Below are 24,566 nucleotides of genomic sequence, written 5' to 3'. Positions count from 1 at the left end.
GCGTTCAGGGCCGTTGGTCGCGGCGGCCTGCCGGTTCGCCCAGCGAAGCTAAGCTTCTCAATGGGGAGTGAGTCTTATCTTCAATGAGGTGAGGGATGGTTGAATCACAACGAAAAGTCGCTACACCAGAGTTGTATGAAAAACTGATCGATCGTCTCGGGATGGCATTGGATGCCGCAAGAACCGCCGGTCGCTTGCGCGACGAGCGTCCGGCAGAGCTGGAACTGCGCGGCTTGAGCCCCGCAGAGTTCGAACTGGTCAAGGCATACCTTGAGCAGGTCGGACATCGAGCCCGCACAAGCGGATCCCCGATGCTCGAGCGTCTCGATGCGCCCCGTTCGGCCAAGGTGGTCTGGCTCAAGGAGCGGTTATCCGATAAAAACGCGGCCAAGCGCCGGTCGCTGCAGTTCAAGTAAAGCCGGGTCCACGCGTACCGCTGTTTTCGAATCCAGGTCTTGTCGAATCTGTTGTCGCTTTGCGCCAACCCACTTAGGCTTCGGGCATCTATGGAGATGCCCGATGCCGTTTCGTTATTTCATCAAACAACTTTTATTGCCGCCCGGCATTCTCTTGCTGCTGCTGGCGCTTGCCTGGTGGTGGCGAAACTCCCGGCCGCGCCTGGCCCGCTTGTGTTTTGGCGTGGGGCTGGGCGGGTTCTGGTTGATGAGCCTGCCGGTGGTGGTGCAGTGGAGCGCCAAGGCACTGGAGCGCGAACCGCCGCTGGCGCGCAGTGAATGGGCGAGCCTGGCCCAGCGTGCCGATGCCATTGTGGTGTTGGGCTCGGGCCGTGAGCGTGGCGATCCGGCCTGGGGCAGCGACCAGCCCACTGGCGTGGGGCTGGAGCGCCAGCGTTATGCGGCGCGGCTGGCCAAGGCTTCGGGCTTGCCCGTGCTGACCACCGGCGGCTTGCACTACGGCACGCCGCCGAGCGAGGCGAAGCTGATGGCCGACTCGATGCTGGATGATTTTGGCGTCACCGTCCGCTGGCAGGAGGAACGCAGCCGCACGACCTGGGAGAACGCGCAGATGAGCGCCGAGATTTTGCTGCCGGCAGGCATCAAACGGGTCGTGCTGGTCACCCAGGCCTGGCACATGCCGCGGGCGCTGTTGAGCTTCGAACGGGCCGGCTTTGAGGTGATGCCGGCACCGGTGGGTTTCCTGGGGCAGGACAATGCCCGACCGTTGGGCGGCTGGATGCCGGAGTTCAAGTCGATCTGGCAGTCAGGGCAGTTGATGAATGAGGCAGTGGGGTTGGTGGGGTACTGGTTGTTCTACCGCTGAGTCGTGGGGGAGGACATCTGTGGGAGCAAGGCTTGCCCGCGATGAAATCGACGCGGTCCTACCTTGGGAGCCAAGGCGCCTGCATCGCGGGCAAGCCTTGCTCCCACAAGAATCTCTTTGATCCCAAGGTTTTTCATTCGCATGGGGAACGCGTTAAACCGTCTTGGCCATCCGCCCCGCCATCAACGCCCAGCCCAGCAGCAACCCGCACAGGATGATCAACGGCCACGACCGCCATTGCAGGTAGGGCGTCAGGTCGTGCATCGGCACCACTTCGCCGTACAGGATGCCGCGCTCGAATTGCGGGATCTGTGTGGTGATCTGGCCGAACGGGTTGATCAGGCCGGTCACGCCGTTGTTGGTGGCGCGGATCATCCAGCGTCCGGCTTCCAGGGCGCGCATCTGGGCCATTTGCAGGTGTTGCAACGGGCCGATGGAGGTGCCGAACCAAGTGTCGTTGCTGATGGTCAGCAGCAGGTCGCTGCGGGCCGAGAGGCCGGCGGCAAATTCCGGGTAGACCACTTCATAGCAAATGAACGGGGCGATCTGGTAACCCTTGGCTTGCAGCAATGGCTGGTCGGCCGGGCCCCGGGCGAAATCCGACATGGGCAGGTCGAAGAATGCGATCAGGCCACGCAGGATGTCCTGCAACGGTACGTATTCGCCGAACGGCACGAGTTTCTGCTTCAGGTACGTGCCGTCGCCTTCGCCGGTCACGGTGATGCCGTTGAAGTAGCGCTTCTCGTGGCGCACCAGTTGGCGGACCGGCACGCCGGTAATCAGGGCCGAATGCCGCTCGGCGGCGAAGCTGCCCATCATGTCCAGGTAACCCTGGGCCGACTCCTTGAGCACCGGCACCGCGGTTTCCGGCCAGATCAGCAGATCCACGCGCTTGGAGGTAAAACTCATGTCGCGGTACAGCTCCAGTTGCGCGTTGAGCTGTTCCGGGTCCCATTTCATGCTTTGTTCGATGTTGCCCTGGATCGCCGCGACGCTCAGCGGGTCGCCCGAGGGACTGGTCCAGGCGTGGCCCTTGAGCGCCATGCCGACCACCCATGGGCCGACCAGCAGTGCGACGCCGGCGGCGATGAAACTTTTGCGCCCGCCGCCCAGCAGACGGCGCGCGTTGTACAACAGCGCGGCGGTCAGGGCCAGGGTGAAGGAGATCAGCCACATTCCGCCCAGCGGTGCGAGGCCGGCCAATGGGCCGTCGAGCTGGCTGTAGCCGGAATAGAGCCATGGGAACCCGGTGAGGAACCAGCCACGAAAGGCTTCCTGGCCCAGCCACAGGGCGGCGAAGGCCAGGGCATCGGCCAGCGGCGCCTCGTTGCGCCGCAACCAGCGCGCCCATAGCCAGGCGGGCAGGGCGAAGAACCAGGCGATGGCGGCGATGAACAGCAGCATCAGCAACCCGGCCAGCAGCACCGAGGCGCCGCCGAAGTTATGGATGCTGACGTAGATCCAGCTGGTGCCGGCGCCAAACAGGCCGAAGCCGAAGCACCAGCCACGGCCCAGGGCCTGGCGCGGCGAGAGCTCGCGCAGGCCGGCATAGAACAAGCCGACCGCCAGCAGTGCCAGCGGCCAGATATTGAACGGTGCCAGGGCCAGGGTGGTGATCGCGCCGGCCACCACGGCCAGCAGGTTACCGGGCCAGCCGGGGCGGGATATCCAGCGCATGTTTGTCCTTAACAGGTCTTGCAGGGGTTATCGGGCAATGGGTGACAGGCGCAGCAAGTGAATCCGACGGCTGTCGGCATTCAAGATGCGGAAACGCCAGGCGCCGATTTCCGTGGTTTCGTTGCGCTTGGGCAGGTGCCCGAAAGCACTCATCACCAAGCCACCGACGGTGTCGAATTCGTCGTCGGAGAACTGGCTGTCGAAGAATTCGTTGAAGTTCTCGATCGGCGTCAGCGCCTTGATCAGGAAGTCGCCGCTGGGAAGCGGCTTGATGTAGCTGTCTTCCTCGACGTCGTGCTCGTCCTCGATGTCGCCGACGATCTGCTCGAGCACGTCTTCGATGGTCACCAGCCCGGCCACGCCGCCGTACTCGTCGATGACGATGGCCATGTGGTTGTGGTTGGCGCGAAACTCACGCAGCAGCACGTTCAGGCGCTTGGATTCCGGCACGAACGTGGCCGGGCGCAGCAGATCCTTGATGTTGAAGCTGTCACCGTTTTCCTGAAGGATCAACGGCAGCAGGTCCTTGGCCAGCAGCACGCCCATGACGTCGTCATGGCTCTCGCCGATGACCGGGTAGCGCGAGTGAGCGGAGTCGACCACGGCCGGCAGGAATTCGCGAGGGGTCTGGGTTGCCTTGATGCTGACCATCTGCGAGCGCGGGACCATGATGTCGCGCACTTGCAGGTCGGCGACCTGGATGGCGCCTTCGACGATGGCCAGGGCTTCGCTGTCCAGCAGTTTGTTCTGGTGGGCGTCACGCAGCAGCTCCAACAGCTCCTGGCGGTTTTTCGGCTCATGGGCAAAAGCCTGGGTGAGCTTGCCCAGCCATGACTTCTGCCCGTTGCTCGATCGATCTTCGCTCATAGCGATTACTCTGAATCCTTTGTCGTTACAGGTTGATGTATCAATGCTCGTCGCCGGCGTAGGGGTCGGGATGACCCAACTCTGCAAGCAACGTTCGTTCCAGTGCTTCCATTTCTTCGGCTTCGTCGTCTTCTATATGGTCGTAACCCAGAAGATGCAAGCAGCCGTGAATCACCAGATGAGCCCAGTGGGCCTCGGCAGTCTTGCCTTGTTCGGCGGCTTCGCGCTCGACCACCGGGACGCAGATCACCAGGTCGCCCAGCAGCGGGATATCGAGCAGTTCATCCGGCACGTCGGCGGGGAACGACAGCACATTGGTGGCGTAGTCTTTCTGGCGCCAGGTGTGGTTCAGTTCGCGGCCTTCGGGCTCGTCCACCAGGCGGATCGTCAGCTCCGAGTCGGCGCTGCGCTGGCGCAGGGCCAGTTCGCACCACTGGCGGAACTGGGCTTCGCTGGGGGCGGTGTGTTCGCTGGCCAGTTGCAGGTCAAGTTCAAGCATCTTGGCGGCTGCCTTTGCTTTCCTGCATGTCCTCGGCGCGCTGCTCGAAGCGCTCGTAGGCTTCGACGATGCGCTGCACCAACGGATGGCGCACGACGTCCTTGGGCATGAAGTGCGTGAAGCTGATGCCCTGCACGTCCTTGAGCACCTGGATCACATGGTGCAGCCCGGACTTGGTGCCACGGGGCAGGTCGACCTGGGTGATGTCCCCGGTGATGACGGCGGTGGAGCCGAAGCCGATCCGGGTCAGGAACATCTTCATCTGTTCGACCGTGGTGTTCTGGCTTTCGTCGAGGATGATGAAGCTGTTGTTCAGGGTCCGACCGCGCATGTAGGCCAGTGGCGCGACTTCGATGACCTGGCGTTCGATCAGCTTGGCGACGTATTCGAAGCCGAGCATTTCATACAGCGCGTCATAGAGCGGGCGCAGATATGGGTCGATCTTCTGGCTCAGGTCACCAGGCAGGAAGCCGAGTTTTTCACCCGCTTCGACCGCCGGGCGTACCAGCAGGATGCGCCGCACCTGTTCGCGTTCCAGCGCGTCGACGGCGCAGGCCACGGCCAGGTAGGTCTTGCCGGTACCGGCCGGACCGATGCCGAAGTTGATGTCGTTGGCCAGGATTTCCTTCACGTAGCGCTGCTGATTCAAGCCGCGAGGGCGAATCATGCCTTTTTTCGTGCGCAGGGCCACGGCAGGTTCCGCAGGTGCGTGGTTGTCGAGTTCCTCGACGGCCGATTCCTGCAGGAACAGGTGGACCATGTCCGGCGACAGCTCGCTTCCCTTGGTTTCCCGGTAGAGACGGCGCAGCAGGTGTTCCGCGGAGGTGGTGTGCTTGGGTTCGCCGATCAGTTCGAACTGGTTTCCGCGGTTGCGGATCTCGATGGCCAGGCGCTGTTCGATCAAGCGCAGGTGCTCGTCGAATTGCCCGCACAGATTGGCGAAGCGGCGAGCCTCGAAGGGCTCGAGAATGAAACGATGGGGTTCGATGGGTGCGTTCAAGGTCGTTTTTAGCCGCCCGGGGCAATTAAGGTGAAATCAAGGATAACGCCAGTAGGCTGGGTGCGAAAGCTATTAAACAGGCGAATCTGATCACAGGCCTGGCACAATCCATGTGGGAGCAAGGCTTGCCCGCGATCAAGGCGCCGCGGTCTTCAGTAAGATTGCGGTGCCTTGATCGCGGGCAAACCTTGCTCCCACAGGTCTTGCTTCCACAGGCAATAGTGTTTTGCAGAAGGCTACTGGATGAGCGAACCGCGCAAGGAGTGCGGCTGTGCGGAGTCGATGTGCACGTCGGCGAACTGGCCGATCAGGGCCGGGGTGTCGCAGCGGAAGTTGACGATGCGGTTGTTCTCGGTGCGTCCCTGCAATTCGCCCGGGTCCTTTTTCGAGTAGTCGGTCACCAGGATCCGCTGGACCGAGCCGACCATTTGTCGGCTGATCTCGAAACCTTGCTGGTTGAGACGATGTTGCAGGGCGTTGAGCCGTTCCTTCTTCACTTCCTCGGGGGTGTCATCGGCCAGGTCGGCCGCCGGGGTGCCGGGGCGCTGGCTGTAGACGAAGGAATAGGAGAAGTCGAAGCCCACGTCTTCGATCAACTGCATGGTCTGCTGGAAATCTTTCTCGGTTTCGCCGGGGAAGCCGACGATAAAGTCCGAGCTGATGCAAATTCCCGGCACCGCCGCGCGCAGCTTGCGCAGTTTGGACTTGTACTCCAGTGCGGTGTGGTTGCGCTTCATTGCCGCCAGGATCCGGTCGGAGCCCGACTGCACCGGCAAGTGCAGGTGCTTGACCAATTCGGGCACCTCGACGTGGGCCTGGATCAGGCTGTCGGAGAACTCCAAGGGGTGCGAGGTGGTGTAGCGAATACGGTCGATGCCCTCCACCGCCGCCACGACGCGGATCAGCTCGGCGAGGTCCGCCAGGCGCCCGTCGTGGGTCAGGCCGCGATAGCCGTTGACGTTCTGGCCCAGCAGGGTCACTTCGCGCACACCGTTTTCCGCCAGGTGGATGATCTCGGCGATCACGTCGTCGAACGGCCGGCTGACTTCTTCGCCACGGGTGTAGGGCACCACGCAGAAGGTGCAGTACTTGCTGCAACCTTCCATGACCGACACATAGGCGCTTGGGCCATCGATGCGCGGTTCGGGCAGGTGGTCGAATTTCTCGATTTCGGGGAACGAAACGTCCACTTGCGGCAGCTTGGTGACGCGCGCGGCGTCGATCATCTCAGGCAGGCGGTGCAAGGTCTGCGGGCCGAAGACCACGTCCACGTAGGGCGCGCGATCACGGATGGCGGCACCTTCCTGGCTGGCCACGCAGCCACCCACGGCGATGACCATTTCCGGGTTGGCCAGCTTCAGTTCGCGCCAGCGGCCCAGTTGGGAATACACCCGGTCCTGGGCGCGTTCGCGGATCGAGCAGGTGTTGAGCAGGATCACGTCTGCGTCTTCGGCGCGGGCGGTGACTTCCAGGGCCTGGTGATCGCCCAGCAGATCGACCATGCGCGAGCTGTCGTACTCGTTCATCTGGCAACCGTGGGTTTCGATGTAAAGCTTCTTGGCCATGGACGGGTCATCACGTGATTCAAAGAACCGCGCATTATAAGGAAATAGTGGCCTGTGTGGCTAATTCGCGCACTCAACTTCGGCGCCAGGACTTACCAGGCTGCGTTGCCATTCCTCGCCGTAGCGGGCTACGACTCGTCATGGCACCTTGCCTGGCAAGCCCTGGCACTCGTAACCGTACAGGCCACTGGTTTCCTACCGCTGTGCGAGCAGTGGCTATGCTATAGTTTGCGCCCTCATTTTTACCCGCCGATGTGTTTCGCCTGCCATGACCAAACGTGAAGCTCCAATCTACAAGGTGATTTTTCTCAACCAGGGCCAGGTGTTCGAAATGTACGCCAAGCAGATCTATCAGAGCGATCTGTGGGGGTTCCTGGAGGTGGAGGAGTTCATCTTTGGCGAGCGCACGCAGGTGGTCGTCGACCCGAGCGAAGAAAAGCTCAAGGCGCAGTTCGAAGGCGTGGTGCGCAGTTTCGTGCCGATGCATTCGATCGTGCGAATCGACGAGGTGGAGCGCCTGGGCGTTGCGAAGATCAGCGAAGCTCGCGGCACGGGTGGCAATGTCATGCCGTTTCCGATGCCGATGCCTGAGAAGTAAACCCGTCGATCGCTAGGCGCCGTCCTTTGTGGCGAGGGAGCTTGCTCCCGCTCGGTCGCGCAGCGACCGCAAAATCTTAGGGCCGCTGCGCAGCCCAGCGGGAGCAAGCTCCCTCGCCACAGCAAGCTCCCAGCCACAGGAGCCACTGGTGAATTCAGGGCAGCGGCGAGAAAGGCGTGCGCCCGTCGGCGTTCTGCAATTCCATCAGGTATTTGCGAAAGATCTGTCCCAGCACCTGGGTGGCGACTTCGAGTTCATCGCGAGGCATCTGTTCGGCGACTTCGTCGGCGGTGTCCAGGGCGTCTTCGGCGCCGTTGACCGCCGCCATTTTCAGGACAATGTAGGCCTGGACGTTATTGGCCGGTACGCCTTCGCCATGGAAGAACATGCCGCCAAGCTTGAATTGCGCCTGGGCATGGCCTTGCAGGGAGGCCTTTTCGAAGTAGTTGAGGGCTTGCTTGAGGTCACGCGGCGCAGCCTTGCCTTCGTAGTAGAACTCACCCAACTCGTATTGTGCTTGCGCATCACCTGCATCCGCCGCTTTTTGACAGGCGTCGAGTGCCGGTGCGAGATCTTGTGGCTGGGTGTTGAGCGTGCAACGGCCCAGTGCCGGGATCAACAACGAGTTACCGCCTGCCTGCGCATTCGCGAGCAGCGGCTGAAGGAGCAACAGGCAGCCCAGGGCAAGGGTGCGGCCGGTGCGGTTCATGGGAATCGACTTACCTCTGAGGGGCGCGCGGACCCTCCGGGGGATCCAATAAGCGCGCATTATGAAATAAGCAGGGCCATCCTTACAAAGTCTTTACTCGTTTTTCTGTCGCGAAGGAACATCAACGACCGCTTCGCGGGGAAATACGTAGGAAAAGGGTGGGGGGTTGTCAGTCATCACTGACGCCGGCGTCAGCCAGCGTCAGTTATCCACAGGCTTATTTCAGCGCAGCAAAGGCTCGTTCGGCCGCGTCGAGGGTGATCTTCAACTCCGCCTCGCCATGGGCGATGGACGTGAAGCCCGCTTCGAACGCGCTCGGCGCCAGGTACACGCCTCCTTCGAGCATCAGGTGGAAGAAGCGCTTGAAGCGGTCGGCGTCGCTGGCCATCACGTCTTCGAAGGTGACGATGTCATCGGCACCGCTGAAATACAGGCCGAACATGCCGCCGGCCTGAGTGGTGACGAACGGGATGCCGGCCGCGTCGGCGCGGATCTGCAGGCCGTCGAGCAGGCGAGTGGTGTAATCGGTCAGTTCGGCGTGGAAGCCTGGGCGGCTGATCAGGCGCAATGTCGTCAGGCCGGCGGCCATGGCCAGCGGGTTGCCCGACAAGGTGCCCGCTTGGTAGACCGGGCCCAGCGGTGCGATGCATTCCATGATGGCGCGCTTGCCGCCGAAGCAGCCGACCGGCATGCCGCCGCCGATGATCTTGCCGAAGGTGCTCAGGTCCGGTGTGACACCGTAATGGGCCTGGGCGCCGCCAAGGGCGACGCGGAAACCGGTCATCACTTCGTCGAAGATCAGTACCACGCCGTGCTGGTCGCACAGGCTGCGCAGGCCTTCGAGGAAGCCCGGGGCCGGCGGCACGCAGTTCATGTTGCCGGCCACTGGCTCGACGATGATGCAGGCCACTTCCTTGCCGACTTCGCCAAGTAGCTTCTCGACTTCTTCCAGGTTGTTGAACGGCAGTGTCAGGGTGTGCTTGGCGAACGCTGCCGGTACGCCGGCCGAACTCGGTACGCCTTGGGTCAACGCGCCGGAACCGGCCTTGACCAGCAGGCTGTCGGAGTGGCCGTGGTAGCAGCCTTCGAACTTGATGATGCTGTCGCGGCCGGTGTAGCCCCGCGCCAGGCGGATCGCGCTCATGGTCGCTTCGGTGCCGGAGCTGACCATGCGCACCATTTCCATCGACGGCACGATCGAGCAGACCAGGTCGGCCATCTCGGTTTCCATGGCGGTCGGGGCGCCATAGGACAAGCCATGCTGCAACTGGTTGCGCACCGCTTCCAGCACGTCCGGGTGGCTGTGGCCGAGGATCATCGGGCCCCACGAGCCGACGTAGTCGACGTAGCGCTTGTCGTCTTCGTCGGTCACGTACGCGCCTTCGGCGTGCTTGAAGAACAGCGGGGTGCCGCCCACGCTCTTGAACGCACGGACGGGGGAGTTCACGCCGCCGGGGATGTGTTTCTGGGCGTTGGCAAACAGGGTTTCGGAACGGGACATGGTTGGGCTCTCGAAAACGAAAAAAGGGTTACTGGATCTGCAACAGATCGTTGAAGGCGCGGGCGCGGCGTGTCACTTCAGCGCTGCTGTCGGCGCCGAACAGGCCATGGACCACGGCCAGCAAGTCGACGCCGTGGGCGACCAGCGCCGCGGCGTTGTCCAGGGTGATGCCGCCAATGGCACACACCGGTATATGCAGTTTGAGGCGTGCCTGTTCGAGCAATTCAAGGTTTGCACTGGGCGCGCCGGGCTTGGTGTTGGAATTGAAAAACCGGCCGAACGCGACGTAGCTGGCACCTTCGGCGCTGGCCTGCTCGGCCAGTTCGAGGCTGGCGTGGCAGGTAGAACCGATGATCGCCTTGGGCCCGAGCAGCGCGCGCACGGGCGCCAGCGGGCCGTCGGTCTGGCCCAGGTGGACGCCGACGCCCAGGCGCGCGGCCAGTTCGGCGTCGTCATTGATGATCAGTTGGGTCTTGTAGCGCTCGCACAGGGTGCGCAGCGCTTCGGCTTCGCGCAGGCGACGGGCCTCGTCGCTGCTTTTGTCGCGGTATTGCAGCAGGGTGACGCCACCCTCCAGCGCCGCTTCGACATAGGCGAGGAACTTGCCGGCCAGCAACTGGCTGTCGGTGATGGCGTAAAGGCCACGTAATTTCATGCCACAGGCCTCCGGTGTAATGAATTAGAACCTTACGAGCAGAAATCCAGCGGCAGGCGACGCGGCACGAACTGGCCTTTGCCCAGTTGTTCGGCGTCGCGCAGGGTTCGCCAGGTGTAGTCCAGTGCGGTCTTCACCGCGCTGGCCAGTTGCTCGCCCTGGGCCAGCCGACCGGCGAGGGCGCTGGCCAGGGTGCAGCCGGAACCGTGATAGCTGCCGGGCAGGCGCTGGCAGGTGAACGTTTCGCGGCGACCGTCGCGGCTGTACAGGCGATTGTGGACTTCGTGTTCATCGCCATGACCACCTGTGATCAGCAGGTGCTTGACGAAGGGCAGCAGTTTTTCGGCGCACTCGTCGGCGCTGCCCTCGGGCAATTCGGCGAGGATGCGTGCCTCGGGCAGGTTGGGGGTGGCGATGATCGCCAGGGGCAGCAAGCGTTCGCGCATGGCGTAGCCGACTTCATCCTTGCCCAGGCGTCCGCCACCGCCGGCGCGCAGCACCGGGTCGCAGACCATGGGCAGGTGCGGGTGGGCCTGGAGCAGTTCGACCACCGTGTCGACCATTTCCAGCGAGCCGAGCATCCCCAGCTTGACCGCCGCGACCTGGGCGTCGTTCAGCACCGCATTGGCTTGGGCCAGGACCCATTCCCGGTCGAGTACACGGAAATCGCTGACGTTGACCGTGTCCTGCACGGTCAGGGCGGTAACGGCCGGGGCCGCGTGGCAACCCTGGGCGAGCAGGGCTTCGATATCGGCCTGCAGACCGGCGCCGCCACTAGGGTCGTGGCCGGAGAGACAGAGGACAACGGGACGAGAGCTGTAGATATTCATGGTGCGCGAGCTTACCACCAAACCTGTTTCATCGGTGCTCGGGTCAGGGGGTTTCTGGTGCAGGGCCACATTGGCGATTGCTTTTGTGGCGAGGGAGCAAGCTCCCTCGCCACAGGAAATCACCTTCGCCAGCGCTTTCGCTCGATCAATCCCTAACCTGACCAAAGCAACAGCTCTATCTCAATACTTTGCTCTGAAACTGCCGTTCTAGAGCCTTTTGTAGGAAAGAATTCAATGGTGCAAATTGGCCATCAACGGCTATGCTAGTGATGGATCCAACCAATAACAGGTCGTGCCGGTGTTACGTCTACTCAGGGAATGGGGGGCTTCCTGATTCAACCGGACAAGCCGCGCTGGGGCTAAAATGCGTTATTTGCTGATGTTGTTGCTGTGCTTGTCCCCCTTGGCGAGCGCCCTAGAATTCGATGAGTTCACCCAAAGCCTGCCCTTGGGCCATGCCTTGCAAGTGTTCGAAGATGCGAGCGGCACGGCCACCCTCGACGACGTCCTGGCCCTGGCAGCGACCCCTGCCTTCAAGCCCCATGATAAAGCCACGCTGAATGCCGGTTATTCGCGGTCGGCGTTCTGGCTGAAAATCGATCTGCACTACCGTCCCGGCAATCCGGATGCCCAGCGCACCTGGCTGCTGGAACTGGCGTATCCGCCGCTGGATCATCTCGACCTGTACCTGCCCGATGCTGCCGGCGCCTATCGCCTGGTTCGCCAGACCGGGGACGCATTGCCGTTCTCCAGCCGCGAGATTCGCCAGAACAACTACCTGTTCAGCCTGGATTTCAAACCCGACCAACGACAGACCCTGTATCTGCGATTGCAGAGCCAGGGCTCGATCCAGGCGCCGCTGACGCTGTGGTCCAGCACCGCTTATCTGGAGCAACAGCCGTTGCGCCTGTATGTGCTGGGGGTCATTTATGGCGTGCTGTTGGGGATGCTGGTCTACAACCTGTTCATTTACCTGAGCGTGCGCGACACCAGCTACCTCTACTACATCTTCTACATTGCCTCGTTTGGCCTGTACCAATTGTCGGTCAATGGCGCGGCGGTGGAGTATTTCTGGCCGGACAACCCCTGGTGGGCCAACGCCGCGACGCCGTTCTTCATCGGCTGCGCGGGCCTGTTCGGCAGCCAGTTTGCCCGCAGCTTCCTGCAGACCGCGCAGCACAGCCGTTGGGTCGACCGTCTGCTGCTGGCCTTGATCGCCTACAGCGCGACGGTGGTGAGCCTGTCGCTGATGACCAGCTATGCCTTGGCGTTGCGCCTGGCGACGCTGTTGGCGCTGGTGTTCACGGTGGTGATCTTTGCTGCCGGGCTGTTTGCCTGGTGGCGCGGCTTGCGGGTGGCGCGTTATTTCATCATTGCCTGGTCGGCGTTCTTGCTGGGGGGCATCGTTAATACGCTGATGGTGCTCGGCTACCTGCCGAATGTGTTCCTGACCATGTACGCCAGCCAGATCGGCTCGGCCATCGAGGTCGCGCTGTTGTCCCTGGCCCTGGCCGATCGCATCAACGCCATGCGCGAGCAGCAGGCCCAGACCCTGTTCGACGCCGGGCAGAAGCTGGAAGTGCTCAACCAGCAACTGGCCCACGGCAACAAGCTCAAGGATGAATTTCTCGCCACCCTGACCCACGAGTTGCGCACGCCGATGAATGGCGTGATCGGTTCCCTGGAACTGATGGAAACCGTCGAGATGGACGAAGAGCTGACCCAGTATCAACAGACCGCCGCCGGTTCGGCGCGGGACATGATGCGCATGGTCAACGGCATCCTCACCCTCACCGAGTTGCAGGCCGGCAAGCTCAAGGCCTACCCGGCGCCGTTCAGCTTGCGCGAGGTGATCGATGCGTTGCAGGTGCAGTTTGCCGCCAATGCCATGGCCAAGGGGCTGGATTTCAAGGTGGACGTTGCCCCGGGCCTGGCCGACCGACTGCTCGGCGACAGCGGCAAACTGGCTCAATGCCTGGAATGCCTTTTGGATAATGCCATCAAGTTCACCCGGGTCGGTGGCGTTGCGTTGCGTGTCAGTGGCAGGCCGACGGAGCTCGATCGGTTGGCGCTGTCGTTCGCGGTGATCGACACCGGCATCGGCTTCACCGATCTGGGGGAGGCGACCTTGTATCAGCGTTTCTTCCAGCTCGACGGCTCGATGACCCGCGAATACGGAGGCCTCGGCGTGGGCCTGGCGATCTGCCGGCAACTGGTGGAACTGCTGGGCGGGCGCCTCACCCATACCACCGAACCCGGTCGTGGCAGTCGTTTTCAGTTGGACGTTGAATTTGACGTGGCCTTGCCGGCGGGGGCGCCTTCGGCGTTTTCCTTCAACAAGCGTCCGGACGCGCGGGATCCCCGGGATTGCACGGTGCTGTTGGCCGATGACAATGCGATCGACCAACTGGTGATGCGCGGCATGTTACTCAAGCTGGGTTACCGGGTGCGCACCGCCGACAACGGCCGCGCGGCGCTGGATCTGTTGCAGGGCGAGAGCTTTGACGCGGTGTTGCTCGATTGCCAGGCATCGTTGGACGGCGTCTCGCTTTGCTGTCAGATCCACACGCTGTCCGGCTGTGAGGCGCTGCCGGTCGTGGTGGTCGGCCCGAGCGTGGATCATCCGCACGGTCCATCGGGCGCATTGATCGATTACTTGAGCAAGCCGGTCAAGTTCGAGGCGTTGCAGGCGATTCTGCAGCGGCGGGTGTTGTGTCCGAAGCAGGGCGAAAGCGCCGGTATTTAGGCGGGTATGACACTATGTTCGGCCTGGAGGCGGTGCTTAACTGAATCTCTGCTGGCCGACCGAGGAGCCCCGTCATGAACCTGCACCAGTTCGCCGAAACCCACGACGTCACCAACCAGCCGCCGTCTCTGGACGGCGCCAACCTGTACCGCATCGACCTGCCGTTGCAGCAGTGGTCGCAGCGTTTCGGGGCGGGTTGGGCCCAGGCGCGGATCGACGCATACGGTGCACTGGCCGGTGGGCCGCTGATGGAAGCGGGGTTCCTGGCGAACCGCAACAAACCGGTGTTTTCCAGCCACGACCGCTACGGCCATCGCATCGACCTGGTGGAGTTCCATCCCGCTTATCATCAGTTGATGCGCACGGCCGTCGAGCACGGCTTGCCCAGCCTGCCTTGGGCTCATCCGCAACCCGGCGCCCATGTCGCCCGGGCCTCGATGACTTATCTGCACAGCCAGGCCGAAGCCGGCAGCGGCTGTCCGCTGACCATGACCTTTGCCAGTGTGCCGGCGCTGCGCTTGCAGCCGGACCTGGCCGAGCGCTGGTTGCCGAAGGTGCTCGCCACCGAGTATGACCCGCGCAACGTCGGCATGGCCCACAAGACCGGGGTGACCCTGGGCATGGCGATGACCGAAAAACAGGGCGGCACCGATGTTCGCGCCAACACCACCAAGGCTTACCCGGTGGGCGCCAGCGGCCCGGGCCAGGCTTATGAATTGGTGGGGCACAAGTGGTTCTGCTCGGCGCCGATGTGCGATGCGTTCCTCACCCTGGCCCAGACCGACAAGGGCCTGACCTGCTTCCTGCTGCCGCGCCATCGCCCGGACGACACCCGCAATCAGTTCTACATCCAGCGCTTGAAGGACAAGTTGGGTAACTGGTCCAACGCCTCCAGCGAAGTCGAGTTCCGTGGCGCCCTGGCCTGGATGATCGGTGAAGAAGGGCGAGGCGTGCCGACGATCATCGAGATGGTCGCCATGACCCGTTTCGATTGCATGGTCGGCTCCAGCGCCTTGATGCGCCAGGCGCTGACCCAGGCCAGTCACCACTGTGCCCACCGCAGGGTCGGCGGCAAGGTGTTGAGCCAGCAACCGCTGATGCAAAACGTGCTGGCCGACCTGGCGCTGGAAAGCGAGGCTGCCCTGGCCTTGAGCCTGCGCATGGGGCGGGCGCTGGATCACTTGAGTGACGAGCACGAAGCCAAGTTCGCACGGCTGGTGACGGCGGTGGGCAAATACTGGATCTGCAAGCGCGCCCCCGCGATGATCAATGAGGCCGCCGAATGCATGGGCGGCGCCGGTTATGTCGAAGACAGCATCCTGCCGCGGCTGTACCGCGAGGCACCGGTCAACTCGACCTGGGAGGGCTCCGGCAACGTGCAATGCCTCGACGTGTTGCGGGCCCTGTCCAAGGAGCCAGGCGTGCTCGAAGTGCTGTTCAGCGAGCTGGGCGACGGCCACGGCGACAAGCGCCTGGCCAACCACATCAAGCAGTTGCACGCCGCCTTCAAGGACACCGCCGACATCCAGTACCGCGCCCGGCAACTGACCGAAGACATCGCCGTCGGCCTGCAAGCCAGGCTGCTGCTCGAAGCGGGGAACAGCGACGTCAGCGATGGGTTCATCGCCAGCCGCCTGGGCGCCGGTGGCCGGGTGTACGGCGTATTGCCGAGGGGCTTGAATGTCGAGGCGATCGTCGCCCGCTCCACCCCGCATGGTTTCTAAGCAGGCTCAGGACAGCACATAACCCTGTGGGAGCGGGCAGAGTGAGGGTTGGGTCATTACGCCACTGTTCCCGTCGGACGACGATGCAGGCAAGATGAAGGCCTGCAAGCCAGAACACAGGAAGCTGATCGTGACCGAAGCGTTTATTGTCGTTCAAACCGCCGAACAAGCCGTGGATCGCCTGGCGGCGTTGCATGAGCGTGCGACTACCGCGCTGAACCAGGCGCTCATGCGTTATCTCAAAGACCGCATCGAGCCGGACGCCGAGCAACGTGCATTGTTTCGCTACCCCGCCCTGCGCCTGACCTATCACTGCCATGGCGAAGTCCCGCAGACCACGCGCGCCTACGCCAAGGTCCAGCTGCCGGGCACCTACAGTGTCACCGTGACCCATCCTGCCGCGTTCCGTAAGTACCTGCTGGAACAACTGGTCCCGCTGATGCACGACTTTACCGTCACCGTGGAAGTGGGCGTCAGCGAGCAGAACATCCCGTATCCGTACGTGGTGGAACAAGGCGATGAACTGGCCGGTTCCGGCGTGACCGCAGCGGTGTTGGCGCGGGTGTTCCCCAGCACCGACCTGTCGGCCGCCACCGATGGCATCGCCGATGGCCTCTACGACTGGGAGAACACCGATCCGCTGCCCTTGGCGCTGTTCGACGCCGCCCGGGTGGATTTCTCCCTGCGCCGGCTGGTGCACTACACCGGCAGTGACTGGCGACATGTACAGCCGTGGATCCTGCTGACCAACTATCACCGCTATGTGGACCAGTTTATCGTCCACGGCCTGGAGCAGTTGCGCAGCGATCCGCGTTTCGTGCGCATGGTCTTGCCGGGCAACGTGATCATCGACAAGAGCATGAGCCACGACGAAGCGTCGGCGATTGCGGCAGGCGTGGTCTGGCACCGCTATCAGATGCCGGCCTATCACCTGCAGGCCAGCGATGGCCATGGCGTGACGCTGGTGAACATCGGCGTCGGCCCGTCCAACGCCAAGAACATCACCGACCACCTGGCGGTGCTGCGCCCGCATTGCTGGTTGATGATCGGCCACTGCGGCGGTCTGCGGCAGTCACAGACCATCGGCGACTACGTGCTGGCCCACGCCTACATGCGCCGCGACGGCATTCTCGACCGCGTGGTGCCGCCGAACATTCCGATCCCGGCCCTGGCCGAAGTGCAGCTGGCGCTCCAGCAGGCCGCGGCGAACGTCACTGGCGAAAAGGGCGACGAGTTGAAGAAACGCCTGCGCACGGGCACCGTGCTGACCTACGACGACCGCAACTGGGAATTGCGCTGGGCCCAGGAGCGTCCGTTGATCAACCTGTCCCGCGCCGTGGCGGTGGACATGGAAAGCGGCACCATCGCCGCCCAGGGTTATCGCCTGCGGGTGCCCTATGGCACGTTGCTCTGTGTGTCGGACAAGCCGCTGCACAGTGAAATCAAGCTGCCGGGTTCGGCGAACGCGTTCTATGAGCGGGCGGTCAGCCAGCACCTGAAGATCGGTATCGCCGCGCTGGACCTGTTGCGCACCGAGCTCAACTCCCTGCACTCACGCAAGCTGCGCAGCTTCGACGAACCGCCGTTCCGCTGATCGGAGAGTGGTTATTTAACGGTCGGGCCACTAGCATGGTCGGCCCTGACCGTTAGATGTTGTGTTCGCCATGTCCCGTCCCCCACGCCCCGCTTCCCGCCGCCCCGGCGCGAAGCCGCACGTTCCTGGTCCGCGCCGCGTGGCCAAGGCCCCGCCGGCCGAGCCCAGGCTGATCCTGTTCAACAAACCCTTCGATGTGCTGACGCAATTCAGCGACGGCGAAGGGCGGGCGACGCTCAAGGATTTCATCGACGTACCGGGGATCTACCCGGCCGGACGGCTGGATCGCGACAGTGAAGGGCTGCTGTTGCTGACCAACGATGGGCAATTGCAGGCGCGGATTGCCGATCCCAAGCACAAACTGGCCAAGACCTACTGGGTGCAGGTGGAGGGGGAGCCGAGCGTCGAACAATTGCAGCGTTTGCGTGAGGGCGTGGAGTTGAACGACGGCATGACCTTGCCAGCCGAGGCGCGGCAACTGGAGGAGCCGCAATTGTGGGCCCGCAACCCGCCGGTGCGTTTTCGCAAGAGCGTGCCCACCAGCTGGCTGGAACTGGTGATACGCGAAGGGCGCAACCGTCAGGTACGGCGCATGACTGCGGCCGTGGGCCTGCCGACATTGCGCCTGGTGCGGGTCAGGATCGGTGACTGGACGATCGATGGGCTCGATCAGGGCCAGTGGAAAGAAGTGCCGGCGCGCTTATAGGGCGCCGGATTCGATCAGGCCGATCACCACGCTCTTGATCACGAACGCGGCCACGCCAAGGCCCAGCACGAAAAACAGGATGAACGAGCCGAAACGCCCGGCCTTGGATTTCTTCGCCAGGTCCCAGACGATAAAACCCATGAAAATGATCAGGATGCTGACCAGGCCGGTCATCATCCACTCTTCGAATACAGCAGGATCCATCGGGACACTCCGGCGTGGGCGGGGTTGAAAAGGCGCGGCGAGTATAAGGCATGAGGTGCGGGCGCGGGATTGACCTGCGGCGGTGTGTCGCAGCCTGGGCAGTCATGAGGTCGAGCTTTTTGTGGCGAGGGGATTTAGCGAAACGTCGCACCGCCCCGTTGGGCTGCGCAGCAGCCCTAAAGCTGTGAACTCAATCTTACTGACACACCGAATTGCCTGGTTTTGGGGCTGCTACGCAGCCCAGCGGGGATAAATCCCCTCGCCACAAAAGCAAAGCGGTCAGCTGCGCAGATGGGTCAACGGCAGTTCGGTGCTGCTGAGCACCTGGTTCAGCACGAAGCTCGAGCGCACGCTGGTGACGCCGTCGATCCGGGTCAGGTGACCCAGCAGCAGTTTCTGGTAATGGTCCATGTCGGGCACCACGACCTTGAGCTGGTAGTCGGCGTCCATGCCGGTGACCAGGCTGCACTCCAGCACTTGCGGCAGGTTGCGGATGGCGGCTTCGAAGTTTTCGAAGCGTTCGGGGGTGTGGCGGTCCATGCCGATCAGCACGTAGGCGGTCAGGCTCAGGCCCAGCATCTTGCGGTCGAGCAGGGCGACCTGGCGGGAGATGTAGCCGTCGTCCTCCAACTGCTTGACCCGTCGTGAGCAAGGGGAGGGTGACAGGCCAATGCGCTCGGCCAGTTCCTGATTGGAGATGCGCGCGTCACGCTGCAATTCCGCCAGAATGCTCAGGTCGTAACGGTCGAGTTTGCTCATTGAATGGCCCTTTATCTTGATAATTGCGACAGATTATCTATCCGGGGTTAAAAATTGCGCAAGTGATGTTTATCCAAGCAATCTTAGCAATCATCTGTCGCTGCCCCAGGCCTATGCTTATCACCAAGATCACTGCTCGGACAAACAGTCCAGTGCAGCCCGCCCAATCCGGCCGGCTGCGGCCGCAGTGCCCACCGGTACTGGCAGGCCCCCGAGCTGCACACCGTCCAGAAGACCGTGTGAGGTGAGCCGACGTCAAAAGCGTCGAGCACGGACTAGATTTTCGAAGGGAGGCCGACGGGTCTCCCTTTTTTAATGCCTGCGAAATAAACCCCGTGGCTGATAATCTGTTGCAGAACCGGCCTGGGCTTTTCCAGTCTTATAAACAGGCCCCGAACCGTTGTGAGGAATTTCATGAAGTCGCGCATCTGGCGTTTGGCAGGTGTTGGTCTGTTATGGGCAAGTGTCAGTGCGCAGGGAATGGCCGACGATCAGCAAAACCGCGGTGGGCCGGACGGCGATCGCGGCCATGAAGGACGGGGGGGCGGCCAGGGCTATTCGGGTCAGCCACGGCCGCAAGGCAACGAGATCATTCGAGGCGACAACAGCCGTCAGTTCGAGGTCAAGCCGCTGCCTCAATACGAGGGCGGCCAGCATGATAACCGCATCCAGCTGGACACCAATGTCCATGGCCGTCCACAGCTGCAACCTGGTAACAACCTGCCCATCCAGGGCCGACCCGACAGCGTGACCCAGACCCGGGAACCGCAACCGGGCTATTACCGGGATATTCCCCGTCGCAGCGACGGTTATCCGAGTGGCGGCCAACGGCCAACCTGGGACCATCGCCAAGATTGGAGCCAACGCCCGGATCAGGACCATCGCCCCGACCAACGTTGGCAAGGCCGGCCGGACGGTCGTGGCAACGGCTGGGGGCCAGGGCCAAAGTATCGCCCTGGCTACGTGATCGACCGGTTCCCGGAACGCAACTACCGCGTCCCCTATCGCGGCCAGGACTATTTCTATTCGGGCGGCTACTGGTATCGCCCCCAGGGGCCGCGCTATGTGGTGGTCGAGCCGCCACGGGGCATTCGTACCCGCTACCTGCCCGATTACGCCCGGGAGGTGTGGATCGGCAGCTCGTTGTTCTTCCTCGCGGCCGGCGCCTACTACGCCTATGAGGCCAGCACCCAGGATTACGTCGTGGTCGAGCCGCCGGTGGTCAATCCGTCGCCTCAACCTCAAGGCAACAGCTTTGACGTGGTGGCCTACCCGGCCAACGGCCAATCGCCCGAGCAAATCAACCAGGATGGCTACGACTGCTATCGCTGGGCGGTGCAGCAGAGCGGCTTCGACCCGCGCAACTACAGCTACCCACCGGCTCCGGAAGTGGTGCAGACCTATCGCCAGGCCGAGGGCAGTTGCTTGAGCAGTCGTGGGTATCAGGTGACGTACTGAGGCTGGTCGCGGACCTGTGGTGGTGGCGAGGAGATTTTCTGTGGGAGCAAAGCTTGCTCGCGATACTGGCACCTCGGTTTCAGATGACCGAGTTGTTTTCATCGCGAGCAAGCTTTGCTCCCACAGAAATAACCCTCTCTCACCGCAGAGACAGCTACGCGCTGGCGTGCTTCACCACCTCCGACGGATCCGCATGAACCAGCACTTCCGCCTTCGGATAAGCCTCATGGATAGCATCGGCGGCCTGGTCGCTGATGCCGTGGGCCACTGAGAGGGTCAGTTCGCCCGGCAATTCCAAATGCAGTTGTACGAACCAGTGGTTGCCGGAGATTCGTGTGCGCAGGTCGTGGGCGCCCAATACGCCGGGCACGGCGCAGGCCAGTTCCAGCATGTGCTGGCTGACGTCGGGCGGCAGTTCTTCGTCCATCAGCACCGCAAAGCTTTCCCGGGCGATCTGGATCGCGCTCCACAAGATGTACACCGCGATCCCGAGGCCGAACCAGGCGTCGAGTTGATACCAGCCGAACCCGGCCAATACCAGCGCGATCAGGATGCTGCCGTTGAGCAACAGGTCGGAGCGGTAGTGCAGCGAGTCGGCGCGCACGGCGTTGGAACCGGTGGCGCGGATCACCCGGTGCTGCAACGCCAGCAGCGCCAGGGTCAATGCCAGGGAGAACACGATCACGCCGACGCTCAGCCAAGGCGCGTCCACGGGGACCGGGTTTTTCAGGCGCTCGAACGCCTGCAAGGCAATCAATACCGCACTGCCGCCGATAAACAGCGCCTGGGCCATGCCGGCCAGGGATTCAGCCTTGCCGTGACCGTAGCGATGGTCGTCGTCGGCCGGGCGGAGCGCGTAATGCACGGCCAACAGGTTGAGCAGCGAGGTGACGCCGTCCAGCGCCGAGTCGGTCAGGCCGGCGAGCATGCTCACCGAGCCGCTGAGCCACCAGGCCAGCGCCTTGGCGATCACTAGAGTGAGCGCCACCGCCACTGAAGCACGGGTGGCCAGGCGTAGCAGGCGAGCATGTTCGTTACTGGGGGTCATGGGGCGCTGATTCCTTCCTTGATGGCGGTTATGCGGCTGGCTTGAGGCCGAGGGCGGCCAATTGCTGGGCGCTGCCCTTGTGCTGGATCAGGCGTGGGTCGTCCAGCGGGAAGCTGTGGCCCAGCTCGCTTTCCAGGATCGCCTGCAATTTGTGGTTATCGACGCTGCCGTCGGCGTTGATGGCGGGCTTGAGTTTCTCCGGTGCGATCTGGGCGGTCTTGCCTGGCTCGAAGTAGATGGCGCCGGTGGCGAAGTCCACGGCGAACGCGATCAGGCCGGGGATGATGTAGAACAGCAGGCCGACGGCGTCGAGCGCGGCAATCGCCGGGTCGATCTTGCCGTCGATCTGGCCGCGACGGTCCGGGTAGAAGATCGAGCCGCAGGCACTGAGCTGGGTCAGCAGGGTCACGACCAGGGCACCGCCGATCACGCGAAAGGGAATACGCATAACAATCTCCTGAGCAGGTAAAGGTGTTGCTGGTTGGAGTCCGGACCACGCTAAACAGTTCGCCGTTATACTCGGCCCTCTGTCTTGGAGCCAGCATGATTTCTTTGCCGATTGATGAAGTTTTACCCGCCCTGCGTCAAGCCTTGGCGTCCCGCCACGAAGCCGTGCTCGAAGCACCGCCCGGCGCCGGTAAAACCACCCGCGTGCCCCTGGCCTTGTTGAACGAGCCTTGGCTGGCCGGGCAGACCATCCTGATGCTTGAACCACGGCGCCTGGCCGCACGTGCGGCCGCCGAGCGACTGGCCAGCGAGCTGGGGGAAAAGGTCGGCGAAACGGTCGGCTACCGGATTCGCCTCGACAGCAAGGTCGGTCCCAGGACCCGCATCGAAGTGGTCACTGAAGGTATTCTCACCCGCCGCTTGCAGGACGATCCGGCACTGGAAGGCGTGGGCTTGCTGATTTTCGACGAATTCCACGAACGCAGCCTGGACGCCGACCTGGCCCTGGCCCTGAGCCTGAACGGGCGCGAGCTGTTTCGTGATGACCAGCCCCTGAAGATTCTGTTGATGTCCGCCACCCTGGAAGGCGAGCGCCTGGCCGGGTTGCTGGATGACGCGCCGATCCTGCGCAGTGAAGGGCGGATGTTTCCGGTGGCGGTGCGTTGGGGGCGTCCGTTCCAGCCGGGCGAATTCATCGAGCCACGGCTGGTGCAGACGGTGCTCGAAGCGCTGCACGACGAAACGGGCAGCGTCCTGGTGTTCCTGCCGGGGCAGGCGGAGATCCGACGGGTGCACCAGCAACTGGCCGATGCCTTGGGCGAACGCAGCGATGTGCTGTTGTGCCCGCTGCACGGTGAGCTGGACCTCGGCGCCCAGCGCGCGGCCATCGACCCGGCGCCGCCGGGCCTGCGCAAGGTGGTGTTGGCCACCAACATCGCCGAAACCAGCCTGACCATCAACGGCGTGAGGGTGGTGGTCGATGCCGGGTTGGCTCGTGTTCCGCGTTTCGATCCGGGCAGCGGCATGACCCGCCTCGACACCCAGCGCATTTCCCGGGCCAGCGCCACCCAGCGGGCAGGTCGCGCCGGGCGCCTGGAACCGGGGGTGTGCTACCGGTTGTGGTCCGAAGATCAGCATGAACAATTGGCCGCCTACGGCAGCGCGGAAATCCTCTCGGCCGACCTGGCGGGGTTGGCCCTGCAATTGGGACGCTGGGGTGTCGCGCCGCAGCAGTTGGTCTGGCTCGACGTTCCGCCGGCGGCCGCTTATGCGCAGGCCCAGGACCTGCTGCAACGCCTGGGCGCGCTGGAGGGCGAGCAACTGACCCGTCACGGCCAGGCCATGGCCGAGCTGCCGGCCCATCCGCGCATCGCCCATCTGTTGCTGCGCGGGCAGGCGCTGGGGCTGGCGGACATGGCCTGTAACGTCGCCGCGCTGCTGGGCGAGCGCGACATTCTTCGCGGCGCTGGTGCGGATCTGCACAGCCGCCTGATGTTGCTGTCCGGTGAAGAAAGGGCCGCACGTGGCGGGCAGGGTGGCGTGCAGCGGGCTCGGCAACTGGCCCGGCAATATCGCGGTTACCTGCGCGGCAAGGCCGAAGAAGCCGTGGCCGATCCCGATCATCCACGCTGGCTCGGCGCCTTGCTGGCGCTGGCCTATCCGGATCGCGTCGCCCAGCAGCGTCGGCCCGGCGGCGCGGAGTATCGCTTGGCCAACGGTCGAGCGGCGCTGTTTGCCGAGGTCGACAGCCTGATGAAGCAAGCGTGGTTGGTGATCGCCGACCTGGGCAGCCGCCAGGGCCAGCGGGAAGAGCGAATCTACCTGGCGACGGATTTCGACCCGGCGCTGTTCGATTCGGTGCTGGCCGAACAGGTGCGCGTGGTGGATCAATTGGATTGGGACGAGCGCGAAGGCGTGCTGCGGGCCGAGCGCCAACGCAAGGTCGGCGAACTGGTGCTCAGTCGCGAACCGCTGACCGGCCTGGATGAGTCGACGCGCAGCCAGGCGCTGGTCAACCTGGTGCGCCGCAAGGGCCTGGAACTGCTGCCCTGGACGCCAGAGTTGCGGCAATGGCAGGCCCGGGTGGCGCTGCTGCGCCGGCTCGACCTCAAGGCCAAGGGCGAAAGCGAATGGCCCGACGTCAGCGACGCGGCGCTGCTGGACAGCCTCGAACATTGGCTGATGCCGTACCTGGGGCGGGTCTCGCGCCTCAGCCATTTCGCCAACCTGGACCTGTCGAGCATCGTCCACAACCTGTTGCCCTGGCCGTTGCCGCAACGCCTGGATGAACTGGCGCCCCATCACCTGAGCGTGCCTTCGGGCTCGTCGATCCGCCTGGACTACAGCGAACATCCGCCCATCCTCGCGGTGCGCTTGCAGGAACTCTTCGGCCTGGCCGACACCCCGCGCATTGCCGGTGGTCGGCAAGTCGTCAAGTTGCATCTGCTGTCCCCGGCGCGCCGGCCGGTGCAGGTGACCCAGGACCTGGCGAATTTCTGGCGCAGCACCTATGCCGAGGTGAAGAAGGATCTCAAGGGGCGTTATCCCAAGCATTACTGGCCGGACGACCCGCTGGTGGCGGAAGCGACGGCGCGGGTGAAGCCGCGTAAGTAAGCTGAGTAAATTCAGCACATGAAATACAAACCCTGTGGGAGCCGAGCTTGCTCCGGGCGGCGATCCGACGATAGCGGTGTGTCAG

General features: G+C 63.3%; 22 protein-coding genes. 9 read left to right on the top strand and 13 right to left on the bottom strand.

Going from position 1 to position 24,566, the window contains the following annotated elements:
• Positions 1–95: 95 nt before the first annotated feature.
• Together ACODSJ_RS05485 and ACODSJ_RS05480 are read left to right on the top strand one after the other, a co-directional pair.
• Entirely contained in the window at positions 96–416 is a 321-nt protein-coding gene (locus ACODSJ_RS05485) for a hypothetical protein (protein ID WP_489100766.1), read from the top strand.
• Positions 417–519: 103 nt separating this feature from the next.
• Positions 520–1,281, top strand: a complete 762-nt coding sequence (locus tag ACODSJ_RS05480) for a YdcF family protein (RefSeq protein ID WP_489100765.1) — start codon at positions 520–522, stop codon at positions 1,279–1,281.
• A 153-nt stretch (positions 1,282–1,434) separates the two neighbouring features.
• Here the strand turns inward: ACODSJ_RS05480 and lnt are convergent, their stop codons facing one another.
• The 5 genes from lnt to miaB form a co-directional block, all read right to left on the bottom strand.
• On the bottom strand, positions 1,435–2,958 hold the full coding sequence (lnt, locus tag ACODSJ_RS05475; protein ID WP_489100764.1) for an apolipoprotein N-acyltransferase: 1,524 nt from the start codon (positions 2,956–2,958) through the stop codon (positions 1,435–1,437).
• A gap of 27 nt (positions 2,959–2,985) precedes the next feature.
• Positions 2,986–3,825 carry a CorC family transporter gene (locus tag ACODSJ_RS05470; RefSeq protein ID WP_489100763.1) on the bottom strand — a complete coding sequence of 280 codons (840 nt, stop codon included), beginning with the start codon at positions 3,823–3,825 and terminating at the stop codon, positions 2,986–2,988.
• Positions 3,826–3,865: 40 nt separating this feature from the next.
• The gene (ybeY, locus tag ACODSJ_RS05465) at positions 3,866–4,324 is read right to left on the bottom strand and encodes an rRNA maturation RNase YbeY (RefSeq protein ID WP_489100762.1); all 459 of its coding nucleotides are present in this window, start codon (positions 4,322–4,324) and stop codon (positions 3,866–3,868) included.
• Positions 4,317–5,324, bottom strand: coding sequence for a PhoH family protein (locus ACODSJ_RS05460; protein ID WP_489100761.1), 1,008 nt, complete (start codon positions 5,322–5,324; stop codon positions 4,317–4,319). Before ACODSJ_RS05460 ends, ybeY begins: the two co-directional genes overlap by 8 nt.
• 236 nt (positions 5,325–5,560) lie before the next feature.
• Entirely contained in the window at positions 5,561–6,889 is a 1,329-nt protein-coding gene (miaB, locus tag ACODSJ_RS05455) for a tRNA (N6-isopentenyl adenosine(37)-C2)-methylthiotransferase MiaB (RefSeq protein WP_489100760.1), read from the bottom strand.
• A gap of 268 nt (positions 6,890–7,157) precedes the next feature.
• On the opposite strand from miaB, the gene ACODSJ_RS05450 reads away from it, so the two are divergent.
• Positions 7,158–7,487 (top strand): DUF1820 family protein, encoded by a 330-nt coding sequence (locus tag ACODSJ_RS05450; protein WP_489100759.1) that lies wholly within the window; start codon positions 7,158–7,160, stop codon positions 7,485–7,487.
• Between the two features lie 154 nt (positions 7,488–7,641).
• Here the strand turns inward: ACODSJ_RS05450 and ACODSJ_RS05445 are convergent, their stop codons facing one another.
• The 4 genes from ACODSJ_RS05445 to ACODSJ_RS05430 form a co-directional block, all read right to left on the bottom strand.
• Entirely contained in the window at positions 7,642–8,196 is a 555-nt protein-coding gene (locus ACODSJ_RS05445) for a tetratricopeptide repeat protein (RefSeq protein WP_072411482.1), read from the bottom strand.
• Positions 8,197–8,413: 217 nt separating this feature from the next.
• Positions 8,414–9,697: a glutamate-1-semialdehyde 2,1-aminomutase gene (gene hemL, locus ACODSJ_RS05440; protein ID WP_489100758.1), complete on the bottom strand. Its 1,284-nt coding sequence runs from the start codon at positions 9,695–9,697 to the stop codon at positions 8,414–8,416.
• A 28-nt stretch (positions 9,698–9,725) separates the two neighbouring features.
• The gene (gene thiE, locus ACODSJ_RS05435) at positions 9,726–10,352 is read right to left on the bottom strand and encodes a thiamine phosphate synthase (RefSeq protein ID WP_489100757.1); all 627 of its coding nucleotides are present in this window, start codon (positions 10,350–10,352) and stop codon (positions 9,726–9,728) included.
• Between the two features lie 32 nt (positions 10,353–10,384).
• Complete coding sequence (locus ACODSJ_RS05430) at positions 10,385–11,182, bottom strand: hydroxymethylpyrimidine/phosphomethylpyrimidine kinase (RefSeq protein ID WP_024616125.1); 798 nt, start codon at positions 11,180–11,182, stop codon at positions 10,385–10,387.
• A gap of 364 nt (positions 11,183–11,546) precedes the next feature.
• On the opposite strand from ACODSJ_RS05430, the gene ACODSJ_RS05425 reads away from it, so the two are divergent.
• The 4 genes from ACODSJ_RS05425 to ACODSJ_RS05410 all read left to right on the top strand — a co-directional run bounded on the left by ACODSJ_RS05425 (position 11,547) and on the right by ACODSJ_RS05410 (position 17,952).
• A complete protein-coding gene (locus ACODSJ_RS05425; protein WP_489100756.1) occupies positions 11,547–13,928 on the top strand; it encodes a 7TM diverse intracellular signaling domain-containing protein in 2,382 nt (793 codons plus the stop codon).
• Between the two features lie 74 nt (positions 13,929–14,002).
• Positions 14,003–15,652, top strand: coding sequence for an acyl-CoA dehydrogenase family protein (locus ACODSJ_RS05420; protein ID WP_489100755.1), 1,650 nt, complete (start codon positions 14,003–14,005; stop codon positions 15,650–15,652).
• A gap of 94 nt (positions 15,653–15,746) precedes the next feature.
• Entirely contained in the window at positions 15,747–17,246 is a 1,500-nt protein-coding gene (amn, locus tag ACODSJ_RS05415; RefSeq protein ID WP_489100754.1) for an AMP nucleosidase, read from the top strand.
• Between the two features lie 139 nt (positions 17,247–17,385).
• A complete protein-coding gene (locus tag ACODSJ_RS05410) occupies positions 17,386–17,952 on the top strand; it encodes a pseudouridine synthase (protein ID WP_489100880.1) in 567 nt (188 codons plus the stop codon).
• Here ACODSJ_RS05410 and ACODSJ_RS05405 read toward each other — a convergent pair.
• Complete coding sequence (locus tag ACODSJ_RS05405; RefSeq protein WP_003185724.1) at positions 17,947–18,156, bottom strand: DUF2788 domain-containing protein; 210 nt, start codon at positions 18,154–18,156, stop codon at positions 17,947–17,949. The two genes, ACODSJ_RS05410 and ACODSJ_RS05405, sit on opposite strands and share 6 nt — an antisense overlap.
• 279 nt (positions 18,157–18,435) lie before the next feature.
• On the bottom strand, positions 18,436–18,915 hold the full coding sequence (locus ACODSJ_RS05400; RefSeq protein ID WP_489100753.1) for an Lrp/AsnC family transcriptional regulator: 480 nt from the start codon (positions 18,913–18,915) through the stop codon (positions 18,436–18,438).
• Positions 18,916–19,329: 414 nt separating this feature from the next.
• Between ACODSJ_RS05400 and ACODSJ_RS05395 the strand changes: the two genes are divergently transcribed.
• Positions 19,330–20,373 carry a DUF6515 family protein gene (locus ACODSJ_RS05395; RefSeq protein ID WP_489100752.1) on the top strand — a complete coding sequence of 348 codons (1,044 nt, stop codon included), beginning with the start codon at positions 19,330–19,332 and terminating at the stop codon, positions 20,371–20,373.
• A 154-nt stretch (positions 20,374–20,527) separates the two neighbouring features.
• Here ACODSJ_RS05395 and ACODSJ_RS05390 read toward each other — a convergent pair whose 3' ends face one another.
• Positions 20,528–21,421, bottom strand: coding sequence for a cation diffusion facilitator family transporter (locus ACODSJ_RS05390; RefSeq protein ID WP_489100751.1), 894 nt, complete (start codon positions 21,419–21,421; stop codon positions 20,528–20,530).
• Positions 21,422–21,449: 28 nt separating this feature from the next.
• The gene (locus ACODSJ_RS05385; RefSeq protein ID WP_489100750.1) at positions 21,450–21,869 is read right to left on the bottom strand and encodes a polyribonucleotide nucleotidyltransferase; all 420 of its coding nucleotides are present in this window, start codon (positions 21,867–21,869) and stop codon (positions 21,450–21,452) included.
• A gap of 95 nt (positions 21,870–21,964) precedes the next feature.
• Between ACODSJ_RS05385 and hrpB the strand changes: the two genes are divergently transcribed.
• A complete protein-coding gene (gene hrpB / locus ACODSJ_RS05380; protein ID WP_489100749.1) occupies positions 21,965–24,481 on the top strand; it encodes an ATP-dependent helicase HrpB in 2,517 nt (838 codons plus the stop codon).
• Positions 24,482–24,566: the final 85 nt, after the last annotated feature.

The sequence above is a fragment of the Pseudomonas sp. FG6 genome (assembly GCF_057809015.1).
This window is presented reverse-complemented; position numbering and strand designations above follow the sequence as displayed.